This is a genomic window from Amycolatopsis sp. SB7-3, assembly GCF_041021335.1.
GTDB classification, from domain to species: Bacteria; Actinomycetota; Actinomycetes; order Mycobacteriales; family Pseudonocardiaceae; genus Amycolatopsis; species Amycolatopsis japonica.
On the sequence record NZ_JBFPJQ010000004.1, the window covers coordinates 47,876 to 65,183 of the forward strand.

18 protein-coding genes are annotated in these 17,308 nt (G+C 69.4%); 7 read left to right on the plus strand and 11 right to left on the minus strand.

Annotated features, from left to right (window positions below; all coding sequences use genetic code 11):
- The first annotated feature begins 83 nt into the window (after positions 1-83).
- Complete coding sequence (locus AB8M46_RS27790; protein ID WP_394362175.1) at positions 84-680, plus strand: hypothetical protein; 597 nt, start codon at positions 84-86, stop codon at positions 678-680.
- Complete coding sequence (locus tag AB8M46_RS27795) at positions 677-1,186, plus strand: YceI family protein (RefSeq protein WP_394362176.1); 510 nt, start codon at positions 677-679, stop codon at positions 1,184-1,186. Before AB8M46_RS27790 ends, AB8M46_RS27795 begins: the two co-directional genes overlap by 4 nt.
- Here AB8M46_RS27795 and AB8M46_RS27800 read toward each other — a convergent pair whose 3' ends face one another.
- Complete coding sequence (locus AB8M46_RS27800) at positions 1,187-1,618, minus strand: DUF6292 family protein (protein WP_037344174.1); 432 nt, start codon at positions 1,616-1,618, stop codon at positions 1,187-1,189.
- A gap of 100 nt (positions 1,619-1,718) precedes the next feature.
- Positions 1,719-2,162 carry a MarR family winged helix-turn-helix transcriptional regulator gene (locus AB8M46_RS27805; protein ID WP_378429244.1) on the minus strand — a complete coding sequence of 148 codons (444 nt, stop codon included), beginning with the start codon at positions 2,160-2,162 and terminating at the stop codon, positions 1,719-1,721.
- A 104-nt stretch (positions 2,163-2,266) separates the two neighbouring features.
- Here AB8M46_RS27805 and AB8M46_RS27810 point away from each other — a divergent pair, with 104 nt between their 5' ends.
- Positions 2,267-2,665 carry a DUF5313 domain-containing protein gene (locus AB8M46_RS27810; RefSeq protein WP_037344172.1) on the plus strand — a complete coding sequence of 133 codons (399 nt, stop codon included), beginning with the start codon at positions 2,267-2,269 and terminating at the stop codon, positions 2,663-2,665.
- A gap of 107 nt (positions 2,666-2,772) precedes the next feature.
- Here the strand turns inward: AB8M46_RS27810 and AB8M46_RS27815 are convergent, their stop codons facing one another.
- Positions 2,773-3,711, minus strand: a complete 939-nt coding sequence (locus tag AB8M46_RS27815) for a hypothetical protein (protein WP_394362177.1) — start codon at positions 3,709-3,711, stop codon at positions 2,773-2,775.
- A 189-nt stretch (positions 3,712-3,900) separates the two neighbouring features.
- On the opposite strand from AB8M46_RS27815, the gene AB8M46_RS27820 reads away from it, so the two are divergent.
- On the plus strand, positions 3,901-4,860 hold the full coding sequence (locus AB8M46_RS27820; RefSeq protein ID WP_394362178.1) for an RluA family pseudouridine synthase: 960 nt from the start codon (positions 3,901-3,903) through the stop codon (positions 4,858-4,860).
- A gap of 32 nt (positions 4,861-4,892) precedes the next feature.
- On the opposite strand, the gene AB8M46_RS27825 is transcribed toward AB8M46_RS27820, so the two are convergent.
- Entirely contained in the window at positions 4,893-5,498 is a 606-nt protein-coding gene (locus AB8M46_RS27825; protein ID WP_394362179.1) for a hypothetical protein, read from the minus strand.
- Positions 5,499-5,528: 30 nt separating this feature from the next.
- Between AB8M46_RS27825 and AB8M46_RS27830 the strand changes: the two genes are divergently transcribed.
- Positions 5,529-6,212, plus strand: coding sequence for a hypothetical protein (locus AB8M46_RS27830; protein WP_394362180.1), 684 nt, complete (start codon positions 5,529-5,531; stop codon positions 6,210-6,212).
- Here the strand turns inward: AB8M46_RS27830 and AB8M46_RS27835 are convergent.
- The gene (locus tag AB8M46_RS27835; protein ID WP_394362181.1) at positions 6,184-6,963 is read right to left on the minus strand and encodes an alpha/beta fold hydrolase; all 780 of its coding nucleotides are present in this window, start codon (positions 6,961-6,963) and stop codon (positions 6,184-6,186) included. The two genes, AB8M46_RS27830 and AB8M46_RS27835, sit on opposite strands and share 29 nt — an antisense overlap.
- A gap of 100 nt (positions 6,964-7,063) precedes the next feature.
- Between AB8M46_RS27835 and AB8M46_RS27840 the strand changes: the two genes are divergently transcribed.
- Complete coding sequence (locus tag AB8M46_RS27840; protein WP_394362182.1) at positions 7,064-7,690, plus strand: alpha-ketoglutarate-dependent dioxygenase AlkB; 627 nt, start codon at positions 7,064-7,066, stop codon at positions 7,688-7,690.
- Positions 7,691-7,694: 4 nt separating this feature from the next.
- Here the strand turns inward: AB8M46_RS27840 and AB8M46_RS27845 are convergent, their stop codons facing one another.
- Entirely contained in the window at positions 7,695-8,969 is a 1,275-nt protein-coding gene (locus AB8M46_RS27845) for a cytochrome P450 (protein ID WP_394362183.1), read from the minus strand.
- Positions 8,970-9,225: 256 nt separating this feature from the next.
- Here AB8M46_RS27845 and AB8M46_RS27850 point away from each other — a divergent pair, with 256 nt between their 5' ends.
- The gene (locus tag AB8M46_RS27850; RefSeq protein WP_394362184.1) at positions 9,226-12,351 is read left to right on the plus strand and encodes an ATP-binding protein; all 3,126 of its coding nucleotides are present in this window, start codon (positions 9,226-9,228) and stop codon (positions 12,349-12,351) included.
- A 24-nt stretch (positions 12,352-12,375) separates the two neighbouring features.
- On the opposite strand, the gene AB8M46_RS27855 is transcribed toward AB8M46_RS27850, so the two are convergent.
- From AB8M46_RS27855 to AB8M46_RS27875, 5 genes are all read right to left on the minus strand, one after another.
- Complete coding sequence (locus AB8M46_RS27855) at positions 12,376-13,227, minus strand: ABC transporter permease (RefSeq protein ID WP_037344162.1); 852 nt, start codon at positions 13,225-13,227, stop codon at positions 12,376-12,378.
- The gene (locus AB8M46_RS27860; RefSeq protein ID WP_037344160.1) at positions 13,224-14,204 is read right to left on the minus strand and encodes a daunorubicin resistance protein DrrA family ABC transporter ATP-binding protein; all 981 of its coding nucleotides are present in this window, start codon (positions 14,202-14,204) and stop codon (positions 13,224-13,226) included. The genes AB8M46_RS27855 and AB8M46_RS27860 overlap by 4 nt, the downstream gene beginning before the upstream one ends.
- 23 nt (positions 14,205-14,227) lie before the next feature.
- Positions 14,228-14,782, minus strand: a complete 555-nt coding sequence (locus AB8M46_RS27865; RefSeq protein WP_394362185.1) for an NADPH-dependent FMN reductase — start codon at positions 14,780-14,782, stop codon at positions 14,228-14,230.
- Positions 14,783-14,883: 101 nt separating this feature from the next.
- A complete protein-coding gene (locus AB8M46_RS27870; RefSeq protein ID WP_394362186.1) occupies positions 14,884-15,783 on the minus strand; it encodes an ROK family protein in 900 nt (299 codons plus the stop codon).
- Complete coding sequence (locus AB8M46_RS27875; RefSeq protein ID WP_037344154.1) at positions 15,780-17,189, minus strand: APC family permease; 1,410 nt, start codon at positions 17,187-17,189, stop codon at positions 15,780-15,782. The genes AB8M46_RS27870 and AB8M46_RS27875 overlap by 4 nt, the downstream gene beginning before the upstream one ends.
- Positions 17,190-17,308 lie beyond the last annotated feature (119 nt).

The following is a 17,308-nucleotide window of genomic DNA, read 5'->3' on the forward strand; positions in this document are numbered from 1 at the left end:
CCGTACCGCCCTGCGTACTGGCACTGATGTCCGGCGACCGCCGGGAGCGCAGAGTCGGCACGTCCGACGGGAAAGGAAAGCCCATGTACGCCACCGTCCACCAGTTCCGGCGTTCGCACGCCGACGAGTCCGCGGGCTGGGGCCACGCCCTCGCCGCCGAACTCCATCCCGGCACCGGGTCGCCGGGCACCTGCACGCTCGCCCAGGTCGGCGGTCTGACCGGGCTCGTCGTCGCGTTGTGGCGCGACCGCGGGTCCGCGCTCGCCGCCGCCGACCGGCGTATCGCCCACGTCTTCGACGCCCGTGTCTACGCGGTCGCCGACGCCGAAGGCGGCGCGGCCGAGCCCAGGATCGCGCAGGCGACCTGGTTCGACCGGCCACTCACCCAGGCACAGGCCGACGCCGCCGAGTTCGGCGGGCGCGAGCGGATCCGGCCCGCCGTGCGGGGACTCGACGGGGTCGGCGGCTTCTACGTCCTGACCGCCGAAGACCGCTCCAGCCTCGTTCTCGGCTTCACCGAGTCGATCGAGGCGATGGAGACGGTCCAGAAGACGATCATGGCGACGGAGTTGCTGCCCGGCGAGGATCCCGCGCTGCTGCCGGGCCCGGACCGGGTGGACGTCCACCGCGTGCTCCACACGTCCCTGCCCTCGCTCGGCCTGGTGGGTGAGCCGCGATGACCGCCGGGACGTCCGCGCGCGTCGGCACGTGGACCGTGCTCGCCGATCGGACCTCGGCCACGTTCACCGTCCGGAACTTCGGATTCCGCGTGGTCCACGGCTCGATCCCGGTCAGCCTGGGCTCGGTACGGGTTTCCGCCGACGGCGTCGTCGTCGAAGCGGCGCTGGACCTCGACAAGATCAACACCGGCAACGCCAAACGCGACGCCGACCTGCGTAAACCCGGACTGCTGGCGATCGACGCGCAGCCTGTGCTGACCTTCGCGGCGGACCGGGCCGACGAGGGCCCGGACGGATGGACGGTCGAGGGCACTCTGGGCGCGCGCGGCGAGTCCTGTCCCCTCACGGTGACCGCGACCGGACCGGTGGACAACGGCGACGGCACCTGGCGAGTGCTCGCCGGTGCCGTCTTCGACCGGCGGGCGATCGGCCTCCGCGCGCCGAGATTCCTGATCGGCCGGGAGATCACGATCGCGCTCGACGTGGTCCTCGCCCCACCTGGGTGATCAGGCCCAGGCGGCGAGCTCCTTGGCGAGCGACGAAGGTCCGGCGGCGGTGCGCAACGCCGGCGGACCGGGCCAGCAGTCCTGGTGGTCGCCGGTCCGCAGGGTCTGGGCGAACCTGGCGACCAGTCGCGGATGCGACGCCACCGTGCGGCCGCCGAGGTAGGCGACGACGACGTGGTGATCGTCGTCCGCATGCGTCGCCACGGCGGCCGACCAGCCGTGCTCCTCGTGCCACATCAGGTCGACGTCGCGCTCGGGGAAGCCGGGAAGGCGCCAGTTGAGCCTCAGCTGGGCGGTGACCGGACCGGTGAGGTCGACCGTGCCCGAATCCCGCTGTATCCCCAGTGCCGCGGCCACGTCCTCCAAGTAGGCGTTCAGCCTGGTCATGAGCTCCAGACCTGCTTCCGTGGGCGCGGGGGTCGAGGTGGTCACGGTCCCTCATCTTCCTGTCACTTTGTGCTGGCGTGACGGGAATTACCCACCCCGGAGCGGCTTCACACCCTCATTTCGTCACACCCCGGTTTCGGTTCGCTCAAGCCGTGGCTTCGATGACGCGGGTGAGCGCCTTGTGCAGCGCCTCCAGCTCGGAGACCTCCATTCCGAGCTTCTCCACGACGCGATACGGGATCTTCTCCGCCTCCGCGCGCAACGCGCGACCGGATTCCGTCAGCTCGACCGTCAGCAGCCGCTCGTCCTCGGCGCTGCGCCGGCGAGTGACGTAACCGATCGTCTCCAGCCGCTTGAGCAGCGGTGACAGCGTCGCGGGTTCGGCGCGCAGGGCGACGCTCAGGTCCTTGACCGCCTGCGGGCCCCGTTCCCAGAGCGCCAGCATGACGAGGTACTGCGGATGGGTGAGCCCATGGGGTTCCAGCAGCGGCCGGTAGATGGCGATGACGCTGCGTGAAGCGACCGACAGCGCGAAACACACCTGACGCTCCAGAGCGAGCGGATCCTCACCCAGATCGATCGACTTCATCTCCGGCCCCTCCGAGTTCATGCCGCCGATCCTAGCGGTGACGCTAACATTTAGCGTACTAATGATTAGTGTACTGTGATCGTATCGAAGGAAGGAGTCGCCCGATGCCCCGCAAGCGCCCGGACGTGTTCCGCTGGCTGTGGTACTCACTCGGCGGCAGGCTGCCCGAGCGCTACCACGACTGGATCCTCCACGACGCGACCACCGGAAGCTGGCGCTGGCGGCACGTCGCCCGCAGCACGGTGATGATCGCCCCGCTCTGCGCGGTGTGGCTGCTCCTGCCCGGCCCGCTCACCCTGCGGCTGGCGATCGTGCTGATGGCCGCGCTCGTGGCGTACTTCTACTCGATGGCCTACATGGAGGAGAGCATCGAGCACCGGCTCGCCAAGAACGGCTTCCCTCCGGGCATCGGGCGCCAGACCCGCGCGGAGGCCGCCGCGGTCGCGGAAGCCGAGGTGACCGAGCGGTACCTCGCGCGGTACCGGGACCAGCCGAACTCCTGACGCCTCTCGGCCCGCCAGTCGCCTGGGCGCCGATCCGGACGTTGCGAAAGCCACTTTCGCAACGTTGAAGGTTGCGAAAGTGGCTTTCGCAACGCCAGAGTGGGTGGTCAGGCGGCCTGCTTACGGGCGATGGCGGCTCGATAAGCCGCGACGAGTTCCGCGGCGACACGTTTCGGTTCCGTTCGCAAGCGGCTGGGCAACGTCTGAAGGACCACGATGCCGGCAGCCGCGTACCTGGCGTTTCTAGCGACCGTCGCGGCGTACTGCTGCTTGCCGAAATGGAAGTCGTACGAATCGATCTCCCAGGCCAGACCCGCCGCCACGAAGTAGCCGTCTGCGGTCGCGATGTATTCGCCGTTCTCGTCGCGCAACTCGTGATTCCACAAGGGTTCCGGCAAGCCGGTCAGCCGCCACACCTTCATCGCGTCGACCTCCGCCGCCGACCGTGCTCCGTCGGCGATCCTATGCAGCACCTCGCGCGGGATCGCCGTGCCACGGCTGCTCCCGGCGTCGAGTTCGGCGAACAGCTCCGCGAGGCTCACACCCCGCTGCACCGCCTCGGCCAGCAGAGCGGAAGCCTCTCGTCTCGAGCCAAGCCGACGACACACGTCGAGGACCGCCCTGTTCAACGGCGCCAGCGGCACTCCGTCGATCGTGATCGCCTGCGGTAGCCGGGTCGTTCGTTCGACGATCACATGCCCAGAACTGCCGACCTTGTGCTCGAGTGGCACCAGGAGGTGGACACCGAAGGGCTGGTCCGGCAAACCCCGCAGCCCTTGCCGCCGGCATGCGACGACTCCGGTCACCACGGCGTCCGGCCCCGCGTACAGGAGCGCGGCATCGACCAACTGTCGCCGCGTCGGCGTTCCGGAACTCAGCAGCACGACACCCGGTAGCAGCCGTTGCCAAGGTTTCCCGGGGCGGCACCGTCGATAGCAGGTCATGGACGGAACGCCGAGTTGCCCGAGCCGGGCGACAGTGACCACGCCACCACGGCTGTGTTGATAGAGCCCTTCGGGGTCACGGGCCCAGTCTCCGGTCTTCACCCCATGATCATCGGGACGGCGATCGATCGCGCACCAGTCCCTTTTGCCGGCCTGTGGACAACTCGCCACACCAGCCCCACTGTGGATAACTCCGGGGAGTTGCGAAAGCCACTTTCGCGACACCGGCGAGCACCCGCAGAAGACCACGGCGGCCGCCCTCGGCCAGGAGCGCGGCTAGAGTGCGCGGTGATGAGACGCAAGCTCCGCCCGCCGCTCCCGCCCCGCCACGGGCTCGATCCCGCGAGGCTCAAGATGCCCGCCGAGGGGCCGTGGACGACGTTGCGGGAGCACCTCGTCGAGCGGCTTCCCCGCGTCGCGCCCGAACGGATCGAGGAGATGCTTCGCGAGGAGCGCATCGTCGGACTCGACGGGCCGCTGGGCGTCGATTCGCCCTTCGTGCCGGACTCGTTCATCTGGTTCCATCGCGACCTGCCCGAAGAGGTCGAGGTGCCGTTCGAGGTTTCCATACTGCACCGCGACGAGCATTTCCTCATCGCCGACAAACCGCATTTCCTCGCGACGATCCCGCGTGGACGGCACATCCTGCAGACCGCGCTGGTCCGGCTGCGCCGCGACCTCGATCTCCCGCGGCTCACCCCCGCGCACCGGCTCGACCGGGTCACCGCGGGGCTCATCCTGTTCGTGATCACCCCCGAAGTCCGCGGCAAATACCAGACGATGTTCCGAGACCGTTTGGTGCACAAGGAATACGAGGCGATCGCGCGTCACGATCCTGCCGTCGCGATGCCGCGTGAGATCAGCAGCCGCATCGTCAAGGAACGCGGGGTGATCGCCGCACAGGAGATCGACGGGCCGCCCAATGCCGAGACCCGCGTCGAGCTGATCGAGCACCGCGACGGTCTCGGCCGCTACCGGCTGATCCCCGCGACCGGCCGCACCCACCAGCTCAGGCTGCACATGAGCGGCCTCGGGTTGCCGATTCTCGGCGACGACTTCTACCCGGAGCTGACCGAAACCCCGCTCGACGACTTCACCGAACCCTTGCAGCTGCTGGCGAAAGTCCTCGAGTTCACCGATCCGGTCACCGGGGAACACCGCCGGTTCGAGAGCAGGCGGACGCTCCAGGCATGGACGGACCTCGACGCGTGGCGCCGCGGCCCGAGCCTCGTGAGTGGCAAGGACGGTTAGAACCGTCCTCACCGCTCACGAGGCGACCCCGCTCACTTACGCCAGAACTTGATCCCGCTCCAAGTCACCTTGACCGGCCCGGCCCCACTGGCCGTCCGGTAGGCGCCGAACTTGTCGTAATAGCTCCCGCTGCTGCTGCTCACGGTCTGCTTCAGCGAACCGTTGATGTACACCTTGTGCGTGCTCCCGACCTGGTGCACGGTGTTGACCCGCACCGACGTCCCGACGGTCGCGCCGCTTCCCAGGGTGTCCCCGCCGTGCACGGCGTAGAGCCGCCCGCCGCGTTCGACCGCGAGCATGAAGTACGGGCCGGCGGTCGGCGCGTCGCGGAAGGTCTGCTTCAAGCTGATCCGGCTGCCCGCCATGCTGGTGATCCGGAACGACCCCTCGAACTGCCGGGTCCCGCCGGTGTAGGTCACGTAGCGTCGTTCCGCCCGCTGGTCCCCGCTTCCGGTGGAGCAGGTCAGCTCGAAGTTCAGCCCGTCGACCTGGCCGCATCCGCGCTCTTGCACGTTGAACGAGGGGTTCTCCGCCGTCCACGGCCCCGTTCCGATCTGGGCGTTCGCCGGCATCGCCGACGCGATCAGGCCGAGGACGGCCGTCGCGACCACCCCGGCGGTCCGAAGTCGTCTCCGCATCCTGCCTCCTGCGCACTCAGGGCGGCGGTGATGGTCCAGACCAGGACCAGGCTGCGACTGTACGAGCACGAACCGTCGTCGGACAAGACGTTGACGCTCCGGCGTCCCGCTGATTGGGTAACGACGGTGATCCTCTCCTTGACGGTCCTCGAAGGACTGGCGGCCGGGACGATCGACCTGGCCTTCCGGCGCTGGTCGAAACAGAACGTCCGCCCCGGCGACGTCATGCGGCTGGAGGCCGGGGTGATCGAGGTCGTCTCGGTCGAGATCGTCGACCCCGACGACATCACCGAGGCCGACGCCCGCCGTTCCGGCGCGGAGTCCGCGAACGCGGTCCGCGGGACACTGCGCGGCCCCGCCGACGCCCCGGTCTACCGGATCCACCTGCACTACCTCGGCCCCGATCCCCGGCACGCCCTCAGCGCGGACGCCGAACTGTCCGAAAAGGACGCCGAGGCCATCGGCAAGCGCTTGTCCAAGATGGACAGACGTCGCCCGTGGACGCACGAGACCCTGCGGCTCATCGCCGAAAATCCCGGCCGCCGCGCACAGGACCTCGCCGAACTCCTCGGCCGCGAGAAGGAACCGCTGAAAGTCGACATCCGCAAGCTGAAGAACCTGGGCCTGACGCTCAGCCTCGAAGTCGGCTACCGGATCTCCCCTCGCGGCGCGGCCTACCTGCGCCTCATCGAGGATCCCGGTAGAACGCGCTGAGCTCAGGCGCGAGCCGCTCCGGCGCGACACTGTGGAACTCGCCGTCCAGCTCGACCCGACGCGCCCCCGGGACCGTCTTCGCCGCGGCGAGAGCGGCGGCCTTCAGCCAGTCGGTGCTGCCGTTGCTGTTCACCACGAGCACGGGCGTCGCGATCGACGCCAGTTCGCCGGGCACCTTGGAATCCCTCATCACGAAGGCGTCGTAGACGAGCGTGGGCGCGAACGACCGCAGCTCCGCCCACATCGGCGTCGCCTTGGCCGCGGTGACGGCCTCCGCCGGGGTGCCGACCGCGGACATCGTGAACAGCGCGACGGCGTCGTCCCACCGGTCCGCCGCGACCAGCTCGCGCATCTCGTCGGCATACCCCACGGGAACTTCTTCCGTCTCGCCGCGATACGGCGGCTCGAAGACCGACAGACGCGTCATCGGCACTCCCGCCGCGGCCGCGAGCAGCGCCAGCGCACCCCCGGAGGAGATGCCGTGCACGATCACCGGCTCACCGAGCGCGGCGACCACCGCGGCCAGGTCCTCGATCTCCCGCTCGACCGCGTACGGCGCGGTGTCGCCGCTGTCTCCGCGGCCCCGGCGGTCGTAGGTCACCACGGAGAACTCGGCCGTCAGCTCCGCGACCAGCGGTTCGTCACCGTGCCGGTCGTTGCCCGCGCCCGCGACGACGACCAGCGCCTGCCCCTCGCCGCGTCGTTCGAACGCGATCGGCGTCCCGTCCGCGGACCTCGCTGTGTGGATCATGCGGACCATCGTGCCCGACCCCACCGACAGAATCAGGTCATTTACGCCCACTCGAACACCCGTTCGACAAATGATCGGAACCGGGGTAGGTTCGGATGCCATGACCCCCGCCCTGCAAGCCTCGCTGTTCGACGAGTGCGCCGCGCTCGGGCTCGGCTCGCTCGACGGGCTCCGGCGCACCGAGCTGACCCGCGGCGCCTGGATCGACGTGCTGCCCGGCTGGCTCTCCGGCGCCGACGAGCTGTTCACCCGGCTCGCCGAAGACGTGCCGTGGCACGCCGAACGACGGCAGATGTACGACCGCGTCGTCGCCGTTCCCCGGCTACTGAGCTACTACCGCGAAGGGATGCCACTCCCCCACCCGATCCTCACGGAGGCGCGGGAGACGCTCTCGGCGCACTACGCGGAAGAGCTCGGCGAGCAGTTCGTGACCTCCGGCCTGTGTTTCTACCGGGACGGGCGCGACAGTGTCGCCTGGCACGGCGACGACACCGGCCGCTCCCGCACCGAGGACACCATGGTCGCGATCGTCTCGGTCGGCGCCGCCCGGCAGCTGGCGCTGCGCCCGCGTGGCGGCGGCGAGACGATCCGGCGCGCCCTCGGCCACGGCGACCTGATCGTCATGGGCGGCAGCTGCCAGCGCACCTGGGAACACGCCGTCCCCAAAACCGCCAAACCGGTCGGCCCGAGGATCAGCATCCAGTTCCGTCCGAGAGGAGTCGCCTGAAAGATCAGTCCAGCAGTACGGGCAACGCGTCGACGCCGTAGACGATGGAGACCTTCCGGAAGCCGACCTCTTCCGGTTCGACCGCCAGCCGCATCTCCGGGAACCGGCGGATCAGCGCGGGATACGCGGTGCGCAGTTCCATCCTGGCCAGTTCGGCACCGATGCAGCGGTGGATACCCCAGCCGAAGGCGAGATGCGACGTCGGCTCGCGGGTCGCGTCGAACTTCTCCATGTCCTCGCCGAGGACGCCGTCGCGGTTCGCGACACTGAGCGACACCAGCACGATGTCGCCCTTGGCGATCCGGACCCCGGCGATCTCCATGTCCTCCTTGGCGAACCGCGGGAAGGCCATCTGCACCACGGTCAGATACCGCAGCTGTTCCTCGACGAACTTGTGGACGGCCTCGTCGTCGCCGCGGACGGTTTCGAACAGCTCGCGATCCTTGAGCAGCACGAGCGCGCCGAGCGCGAGCATGCTCGCCGTGGTCTCCAGCCCGCCGGTGAGCACGCCGTCGGCGAGGCCCGCCAGTTCGCGGTCGTCGATCTCGTCGCCATGCTCCTTGATGAGCATGCCGAGCAAACCGTCGCCCGGCTGCTCGCGCTGCTTCTTGACGATCTCGTCCAGATAGGACAGTGACTCGGTCATCGCACCGAGTGACGCCCCCGCGCCACCGAAGAGATCGAACCGCGCGGTGCTCAGCCGCTGGAAGTCGTCGCGATCCTCGTACGGGACACCCAGCAGCTCACAGATCGTCAGCGACGGGATCGGCAGCGCGAAGGCCTCCCACAGATCGACGGGGCCGTCCGCCTTCTCCATCGCGTCGAGCTGTTCTGCGACGATCTCGTCGATCCGCGGCGTCAGGCGCGACAGCCGCCGCATGGTGAACTCCGGCGTGAGCAGCCGCCGCAGCCGGGTGTGCACCGGCGGATCGGCGAACCCGAGCCCGCCGGGGTTCTGGTCCTCGGTCACGCCGGCGTTCCCGACCAGGTTCGTGAAGTCGCTGCTGAACTCGCCGACCTTGCCCAGCACGGCCTTGGCCTCGTCGTAGCCGGTGACCAGCCAGCCGTTCATCCCGAACGGCAGGTCGAGTTTGCTGATCGGCTCCGCCGCGCGGATCCGGCCCAGCTCGGCCACCGGGTCGAGACCGTCGCGCTTGAGCGGCAGCAGCGCGTTGTCCGGGATGACCGACATCTTGGACAGGTCGAAACCGTTCTTCTGCTGACGCGCGAGGTAACGGCGGCCGATCCACGCCAGCACGCGCGAGCGAATGCTCCCCATACTCTGCACCCTACTCCAGCCCGCGACCAGCTGACCTGGCACAACAGGCCGCCTCCGCCCGCCGGGGCAGGAATTTCGACGGCTGTTCACCCGCCGTCCCACTCGATTACTCACGTCCAGAAAGTCGGATTTCCCCCGCCGGGGGTTCCCGGCGACCGGGAGACGTCGGTCACCGTCGGTCACGACGGACCGGAGGTAACGCCTGACAGCGGGCGCGCGTCGTGAGATTGTCGGACCCTACTGGGAGGATTCGGACATGTCAGCCGCCCTCATCGGACGTGACCATCCCGCGGGGGTGCTCCGCGCGGAGATCGCCCGCGCCGCCGAAAGCCACGGCGGGCTGGTGCTGGTCACCGGGGAAGCCGGGATCGGCAAGACCACGCTCGTCACCGGCGCCGCCGAAGAGGCGAAGCGTCTCGGCGCCCTCGTGCTCAACGGATCCTGCTGGGACTCCGCCAGCGCCCCGGGCTACTGGCCGTGGACACAGGTGGTCCGCGGGCTGCGGCGCGCGGTCGGCGAGCGCTGCTGGGCCGCGATGGCCGACAGCGCGTTGGACGTCCTGCTCGGCGAAGCGCGTGGCGACGGCGCGGCCGACGGGTTCCGCTTGTACGACGCGGTGACGAGTGCGCTGGTGGCCGCTTCTCAGGACCAGCCGGTCGTCGTGGTGCTCGACGACCTGCACTGGGCCGACGCCGCCTCGCTGCGGCTGCTGGAGTTCGCCGCCCAGCACACCTGGTTCGAACGGCTGTTGCTGATCGGCACGTACCGGGATGTCGAGGTCGAAGCGACCGATCATCCGCTTCGCTCGCTCATGCTGCCGTTGCTCGCGAAGGCCACTTCGGTCACTCTCACCGGCCTCGAACCGGACGAGGTCGGCACCCTCATGGCCAGGACGGCGGGCGCGGAGCCCGACGACGCGCTGGTCGCCGAGGTCCACCGCCGCACCGGCGGGAATCCGTTCTTCGTCGAGCAGACGGCCCGGCTGTGGCACAGCGGCGGTTCCGCGGAGACCATCGCCCCCGGCGTGGCCGACGCCCTGCAGAGACGGCTTTCCCTGCTCCCCCGGCCGGTCCTCGCTCTGCTGACCACCGCGTCCGTGCTCGGCAGGGAATTCCACCGGCGGCTGCTCGCGGGGGTGGCGTCGGCGCCCGTGCCCCAGGTGGACCGGCTGCTCGACCAGGCCGTCGCGGCGCGGCTGGTCGTGGTGCACGGGCAGGGCCGGTTCGCCTTCGCCCACGACCTCGTCCGAGAGACGCTGTACGCCGGCCTGTCCGAACCGGACCGCCGCAAGCATCACGCCGCGGTCGTCGCGGCGGCCCGCGAGACGCCGTCGTCCTCGGACCGGCTCTTCCCCGCGGACATGGCCCGCCACGCGCTGCTCGCGGGGCGTGAACTCGATCCGGACGAGGCCGTCGATCTGCTGCTCGCCGCCGCGATCGACGCCACCGGCCGGATGGCGATCGAGGAGACGACCACGCACTACCGGCGGGCGATGGAGATCGTCGAAGACCGGCGGCGGCAGGCGGTCATCGCGCTCGAACTGGGCGCGCATCTGACCCGCCACCAGGAAACCGAGGAGGGCAGGCAAGTCCTCGACGACGTCTCCGTGCTCATCCGGGAACTCGACGACGACGATCTCCTCGCCCGGCTCGCGTTGACCCTGATCCGCGCCGACCACAAGGGCCTGCGGGTCGACGAGACGGTCAAGGTGCTCACCGAAGCGCACGGACGACTGTGCGGCCGCGAGCCCGGCCGGGACGTCACCGTCGAGGAGATGACGCAGGAACTGACCGCGCACATCATGATCACCGCCCGCGACGACCAGGACGATTCCGCCCTGTTGTTCGGTCTGTGGGCCCGGCACGACGCGATCTGGGGGCCGGGCAGCGCCGCGGAACGCGAGCGGCTCACCGACGAACTGGTCCTCGTCGGCCGCCGCACCTCGAACCCGGAATTGGAGCACTACGCGGCGTCGTTCAAGTGGGTGGCGCTGCTCGAACAGGGCGATCCCCGGTATTTCGAGCAATACCAGGAGTTTCTCGCCCTGGCGGCCACCGGCAGGGCGCCGAGTTCACAGCTGGCGTCCCGGATCGACCAGAGCATCATCGCCACGCTCCAGGGCCGGTTCTCCGAAGCCGAGGCGTTCATCCAGCAAGTGGTCTCGTGTCACGGAGGAGACGACCATCCCCATTTCGGTGACCTGAACCAGTTGCAGCGATGGGCCCGGTGGTGCCTGGAGGGACGGTTCGACGAACTCGTCGGGCTGCACCGCGAAATCTCCCGCACCGGGTACGCCTACGGCCGGTTGCTGGAGGCGATCACCGCCGCCCAGCGCGAGGACGTCGGGGAAGCCGTCCGGCTCACCGATCTCGCGGCCGACGCGAAGCCGTATCCGCGGGACCTGGAAGCGTTGTGGTTGCGCTGTCAGGCGCATACGGCGGCGGTCTCACGCGATCCCGAACGCTGTGAAGCGGCCCGCGCGCTTCTCCTGCCGTACAGCGGGGAGTGGCTGGTTTCCCTGTACGGCTGCGAGATCTCCGGCCCGGTCGACCTCTGGCTCGGCAGGCTCGATCTCGCTCAGGAACGGTGGAACGAAGCGGTGGACCGGCTGCGCGGTGCCGCGGTCTCCGCGGATCGTCTCAGGGCGACGGTCTGGGCGGCCGAAGCCAAGTCCTGGCTGGCGATCGCCCTTTCCGGCCGCAACCTCGACGGCGACGCGACGGCCGCGATGAGCCTGCTGTCCGAAGTGGACGAAGAAGCCACCGCGCTCGGTATGCGACAGGTCGCGGCCAGGGTGACACGGGCGCGGCAGGAGGCGCGGACCCCGACTGCGCCGATGGCCGAGTTCCGCCGCGACGAAACCGTGTGGACCTTGCGCTTCGACGGCGTCACCACCCACCTTCCGGACTCGAAAGGCTTGCGGGATCTGCATTTCCTGCTCGGCAGGCCGGGCTCGGAGGTGACGGCGGTGCGGTTGCTCGATCCCGAAGGCGGCGAGGTGGTCGTCGCCGCGAAGAGTCTCGGCGGGGACGCCGTCCTCGACGCCGAGGCGAAGGCCCGGTACCGCGCGCGGCTGGACGAACTCGACGAACTGATCGACACCGCGACCGGGCTCGGCCAGGACGCGCGCGCCGCCGCGCTGGACCGGGAACGGGACGCGCTGCTCGCCGAACTGCGGTCCGCGGCCGGGCTCGGCGGCCGCACCCGGCGGCTCGGCGACGAGGCCGAACGCGCCCGCAAGACGGTCACCGCCCGGATCCGCGACACCCTGCGCAAACTCGACGAGCAGCATCCGGCGCTGGCCGCGCACCTGCGCGCGTCGGTCACCACCGGCTCTTCGTGCCGTTACGCGCCCGAGGAAAAAGTCCCCTGGCGGCTGTGAGCCGCCAGGGGACCTACCCCCGGTTCACTTGCGGTTGTAGAGCCGCATCGTCAAGGTGCCGAAGATCGCGAGGATGATCGCGCCGGCGATCAGCACCCAGCTGATCTCGCCACCGTCCCAGTTCCCGTCCATCATCGAGCGCACCGCCGCGACCACGTGGGTCACCGGGTTCACGTCGACGAAGGCCTGCAGCCAGCCCGGCATCGTCTCCGGATTGACGTAGATGTTGCTGAGGAAGGTCAGCGGGAACAGCACCATCATGCTGACGCCCATCACCGACTTCTCGCTGCGCAGCAGCAGGCCGAACATCGTCCAGATCCACGAGAACGCGAACGAGAACGCCAGCAGCAGCAGGATCGCCGCGGCCACGCCCCCGACTCCCCCGGCGGGACGGAAGCCCATGATCAGCCCGACGCCGAGAATCACCAGCGAGGCGATGAGGTAGCGCAGCATGTCGCCGAGCAGGTAGCCCACCATCGCCGACGGCCGCCAGATCGGCAGCGTGCGGAACCGGTCGAAGACGCCCTTCTCGATGTCGGTGTTGACCGAAATCCCGGTGTACATCGTGATCATCAGGATGCTGCTCGCCATGATGCCCGGCAGCACGAACTGCAGATACTGCGTCGGCGAGCCGGACAGCGCGCCGCCGAACAAGTAGGTGAACATCAGCGTCATCATGATCGGGAACGCCGTGACGTCGAACAACTGCTCGGGCACGTGCTTGATCTTCAGCATCGCGCGCCACCCGAAGGTGACCGAAGTGGAGAGCGCGCTCGGGCGCTGTGGGCGGTTCTTCGCGATCAGGACGGCGGCGAGATCCTCCGCCTTCGGTGCCGCGAGAACGGGTTCGTTGTCTTTGACTGCCGTGGTGCTCAAGCTGCACTCTCCTCAGGCGTTGCGGTGCGGTCGGTGAGGGCCAGGAAGACCTCGTCGAGGCTCGGCTGGCCGAGGGAGAAGGTGTCGACGACGATGCCGGCGCGGGCGAGTTCGGCCAGTGCGCGCGCGGCGTGCTCGGCGGCACCTTGTTCGGTGCTCTCGCCCGAAAGCCGGGCGGTCAGCGCGACGGGATCCGCCTCCAGGAGCACCTGCGCCTCCAGGGTGCGGACGAGCAGTGCCTCGGCCTCGGACCGCTGGCCGGCCTCGCGCAGCCGGACGTGGACGGCGCCCGCGCCGACCGACGCCTTCAGCTGCCCCTTGGTGCCTTCGGCGATCACCTTGCCGTGGTCGATGACCGCGATCCGCGAGGCCAACTGGTCGGCCTCGTCGAGGTACTGCGTGGTCAGCAGGACAGTGGTGCCGTGCTTCACGATCGCGCGCACGATGTCCCAGACCTGGTTGCGGCTGCGGGGATCGAGCCCGGTGGTCGGTTCGTCGAGGAACAGCACGTCCGGGGTGTTGAGGATGCTCGCGGCGATGTCGATCCGCCGCCGCATCCCGCCGGAGTAGTTCTTCACCTGCCGTCCCGCGGCCTCGGTGAGGCCGAACGCCGCCAGCAGCTCCGCCGCCCGTGCGCGGGCGGCCGGTTTGCGGTGCCCGGTCAGCCTGCCGATCAGCACCAGGTTCTCGGTGCCGGTCAGGTCTTCGTCGACCGAGGCGTACTGCCCGGTCAGGCTCACCATGGACCGGACCGCGTCGGCGTCGCGGACGACGTCCTTGCCGAAGATGCGCGCTTCACCGCCGTCGGGGCGGAGCAGGGTCGCGAGCATCTTCACCGCGGTGGTCTTGCCGGCGCCGTTCGGCCCGAGGACGCCGTACACGGTGCCTGCCGGGACCTTCAGGTCGATCCCGTCGACCGCCCGGTTCTCGCCGAACACCTTGACCAGCCCCGAGGCTTCGATGGCCAGTTCACTCATTTTCCGTTTCCTTTCAGAAGCTTTCAGCAGACGTAGGGGCGGGCGGCGCGGGCGTCGCGCAGGGCGAGGCCCCACCAGGCGAGCGCGTCGAGCAAGGTGGTCACGGCCTGCACTTGCCCGTCGGAGTCGAAGATCGTGCCGTCGAGGAGGTTGAAGGCCACCGTGTCGCGCATGGTCACCGTGTGCAGCTCGGTGAAGATCGTGCGCAGCTGCTCCACGGCGTAAAGCCCCTGCGAGCGGTAGCCGTAGGAGACGAAGCCGACCGGTTTCGCGCGCCACTCGTCGTAGGCACAGTCGATCGCCTGTTTGAGCGACGCGGGGAAACTGCGGTTGTACTCGGGGGTCACGACGACGAACGCCTCCGCCTCGTCGACCAGCCGCGCGAACCGCTTCATGTCGGGCGTCGGATGCTCCGGAAGCCCGGAGGGCAGGTCGAAGTCGACCAGGTCGAGCACGTCGGTGACGAGATCGTCCCGGTGTTCCGCCCGGCCGGTGAACCATTTGCCGACGGTGTCCCCCACCCGTCCTTCGCGGGTGCTGCCGACGATCACCGCGACCCGCAGCGGACTGACGTCCATGACCGACCTCCTCTCGCCTCACCCCTCAGGCGCGAGAAAGCCGCCGGGCTTCCGCTAGATCGGATCTAGCGGAAGCCCGGCGGCTTCGGTCGGTGATCTCGCTACGCGTCCAGCGCGATCGCGATCGCGCCCAGCAGGGACGCGTCCTGGTCGAATTTCGCCGACACCAGTTCCGGCGGGAACGGCACGGCCCGTGCGAGCCGCTCACGCAGCGCGGGCAGCAGGATGTCGGCCGAACGCACCAACCCCCCGCCGACGGCGATGCGCTGCGGGTCGAGCGCGATCGCGAGGTTCGCGACGTGCATCGACAGTTCGTCGAGCGCGGCGCCGACGAGTTCCTTCGCCTGCGCGTTCTCCCTGGCGAGGCCGAACAGCTCGCCCGCGGTTACCGGGCGGCCGAGCAGCACACTCGCCCGGCCGCCCAGCCCACGCCCACCGACGGCCTCCTCCAGCGGCGCCGCTCCGCTGGCGAAACCGTCGGTGTCCTGCGGCGAGAGGAGGTTGTACCCGATCTCTCCCGCAGCGCCGTTGGCGCCGGCCAGCAGCCGGCCGCCGACCAGGACCGCCGCGGCGATCCCGGTCCCCAGCGAGAGGAACACCGCCGGATCGGTGTCCGCCAGTGCCCCCCAACGCCATTCCGCGAGCGCCGCCGCCTTGGCGTCGGTGCCCACCTCGATCGGGACGCCTTCGAACTCGGCCGCGACGAGTTCGCGCAGCCGCAGTTCCTCCCAGCCCGGCACGTTCGGCGCGAGCAGGATGCGGTCCTCCAGCACGATGCCCGGACTGACCACGCCGATCGCGACGAGCCGTTCCGCGGCGCCTTCGTCGGCGAGCAGTTTCCGCGCCGCGGCGAGCGCGCGGCTCACCACCTGCTCGGCGCCCGCCTGCGCGTCGGTGTCGAGCCTCCGGGTGACCAGCAGGCTCCCGGCTCTGTCCGCCAGCCCGATCGCGACCTTCGTCCCGCCGAAGTCGATCCCCAGGATCAGTTCTTCCCCCGTCACTTCCCGTTCCCCTCTGCCGCCCCCGCGAACGATTCCTGAATCCCCTTGGGCCCGAACGGCCACACGCGCTCCGCCTTCGCGTAGGCGAGGAACGCCGCCACGCCCAGCACGATCCAGCCCACCGAAAGCCCGATCGACAGCCAGGTGGCGGAGAAGTAGATGTAGACCCAGCCGAGCAGCGCGATGATCGTCGGGATCGGGTAGAGCCATTGGCGGTACGGCCGCTCCAGCTCCGGCCGTCGCCGCCGCAGCACCACGATCGCCGCGACCTGCGCGAGCGACTGGATGAGCACCAGCACCGTCACCGCCGCGTTGATCACCGCGGTCAGGGTGAACAGCGAGCCGATCGCGGCGATGGCGCCCATCGTCAGCACACCGGCGGTCGGCAGGTTCAGTTTCGGGTGCAGTTTGGCGAACACCGGCAGGAACACCTTGTCGCGCGCGGCTTCGAACGGGACCCGCGAACCGCCGAGCAGGCCCGCGAACACCGAACCGATCGCGGCGATCACGATGAACACGGTGATGACCTTGGCCGCGCCCGTGCCCCACGCCTGTTCGAGCACGGTGGAGGCGACCGACGTGGCGTTCTTCAGCTCCTCCAGCGGGACCGAGCCGAGGACGCCGAGCTGCAGCAGGAAGTACAGGCTCATGATGCCGAGGATCGACAGGATGATCGAGCGCGGCAGCGTCCGGCCCGGGTCGCGTACCTCCCCGCCGAGGTAGGCGCTGGTGTTGTAGCCGAGGTAGTCGTAGATGGCGATGATCAGGCCCGCGCCGAGCCCGGCCCAGAACGCGCCGCCGTCGAACGAGAACGCGCCCGGGGTGAAGGCGAACGCTTGCGCGCCGTCGAAATGCGTGAAGGCCGCGACGATCACCGAGAGCGCGGCGAACAGCATGATCCCGAACAGGACGGTGGTCAGCTTCCCGATCTCGCCGATCTTGCGGAACAACGCCAGCACGATCAGGGCGATGATCCCGAGACCGATCACCTTGCCGAGCGTCGTCGTCCCGCCGTCGTCGGCGACACCGGGGATCAGGTATCCGAGGTACTGGACGAGGCCGATGATGCCGGTGGACATGATCAGCGGGATGAACAGCACCGCGCTCCAGGCGAAGAGGAACGGCATGAGCCTGCCGGTGCGGACGCCGAACGCCTCGCGCAGGTAGACGTAGGTGCCGCCGGCACCAGGGAGGGCGGCGCCGAGTTCCGCCCAGATGAGACCGTCGGCCAGCGCGATGACCGCGCCGATGAGCCAGCCGAACATGGCCTGCGGGCCGCCGAGGGTCACCACCATCGCGGGGATGGTGACGAACGGGCCGATGCCGCACATCTGGGTCATGTTGATGGCGGTCGCCTGGAGCGGCCCGATCTTCCGCTCGAGCCCCGGCCGCGGGGATGAACTCAAAACGCGCCTCCCTGTTAGTTAGTAAAGTTTCTTAACATAATTTCGGGCGTGTCGGAAGGCCACGCGGCGAAGTTGTCGCGCACCGGTCCACCCGGGATTGCCCGAAAGGGCGGAATCCC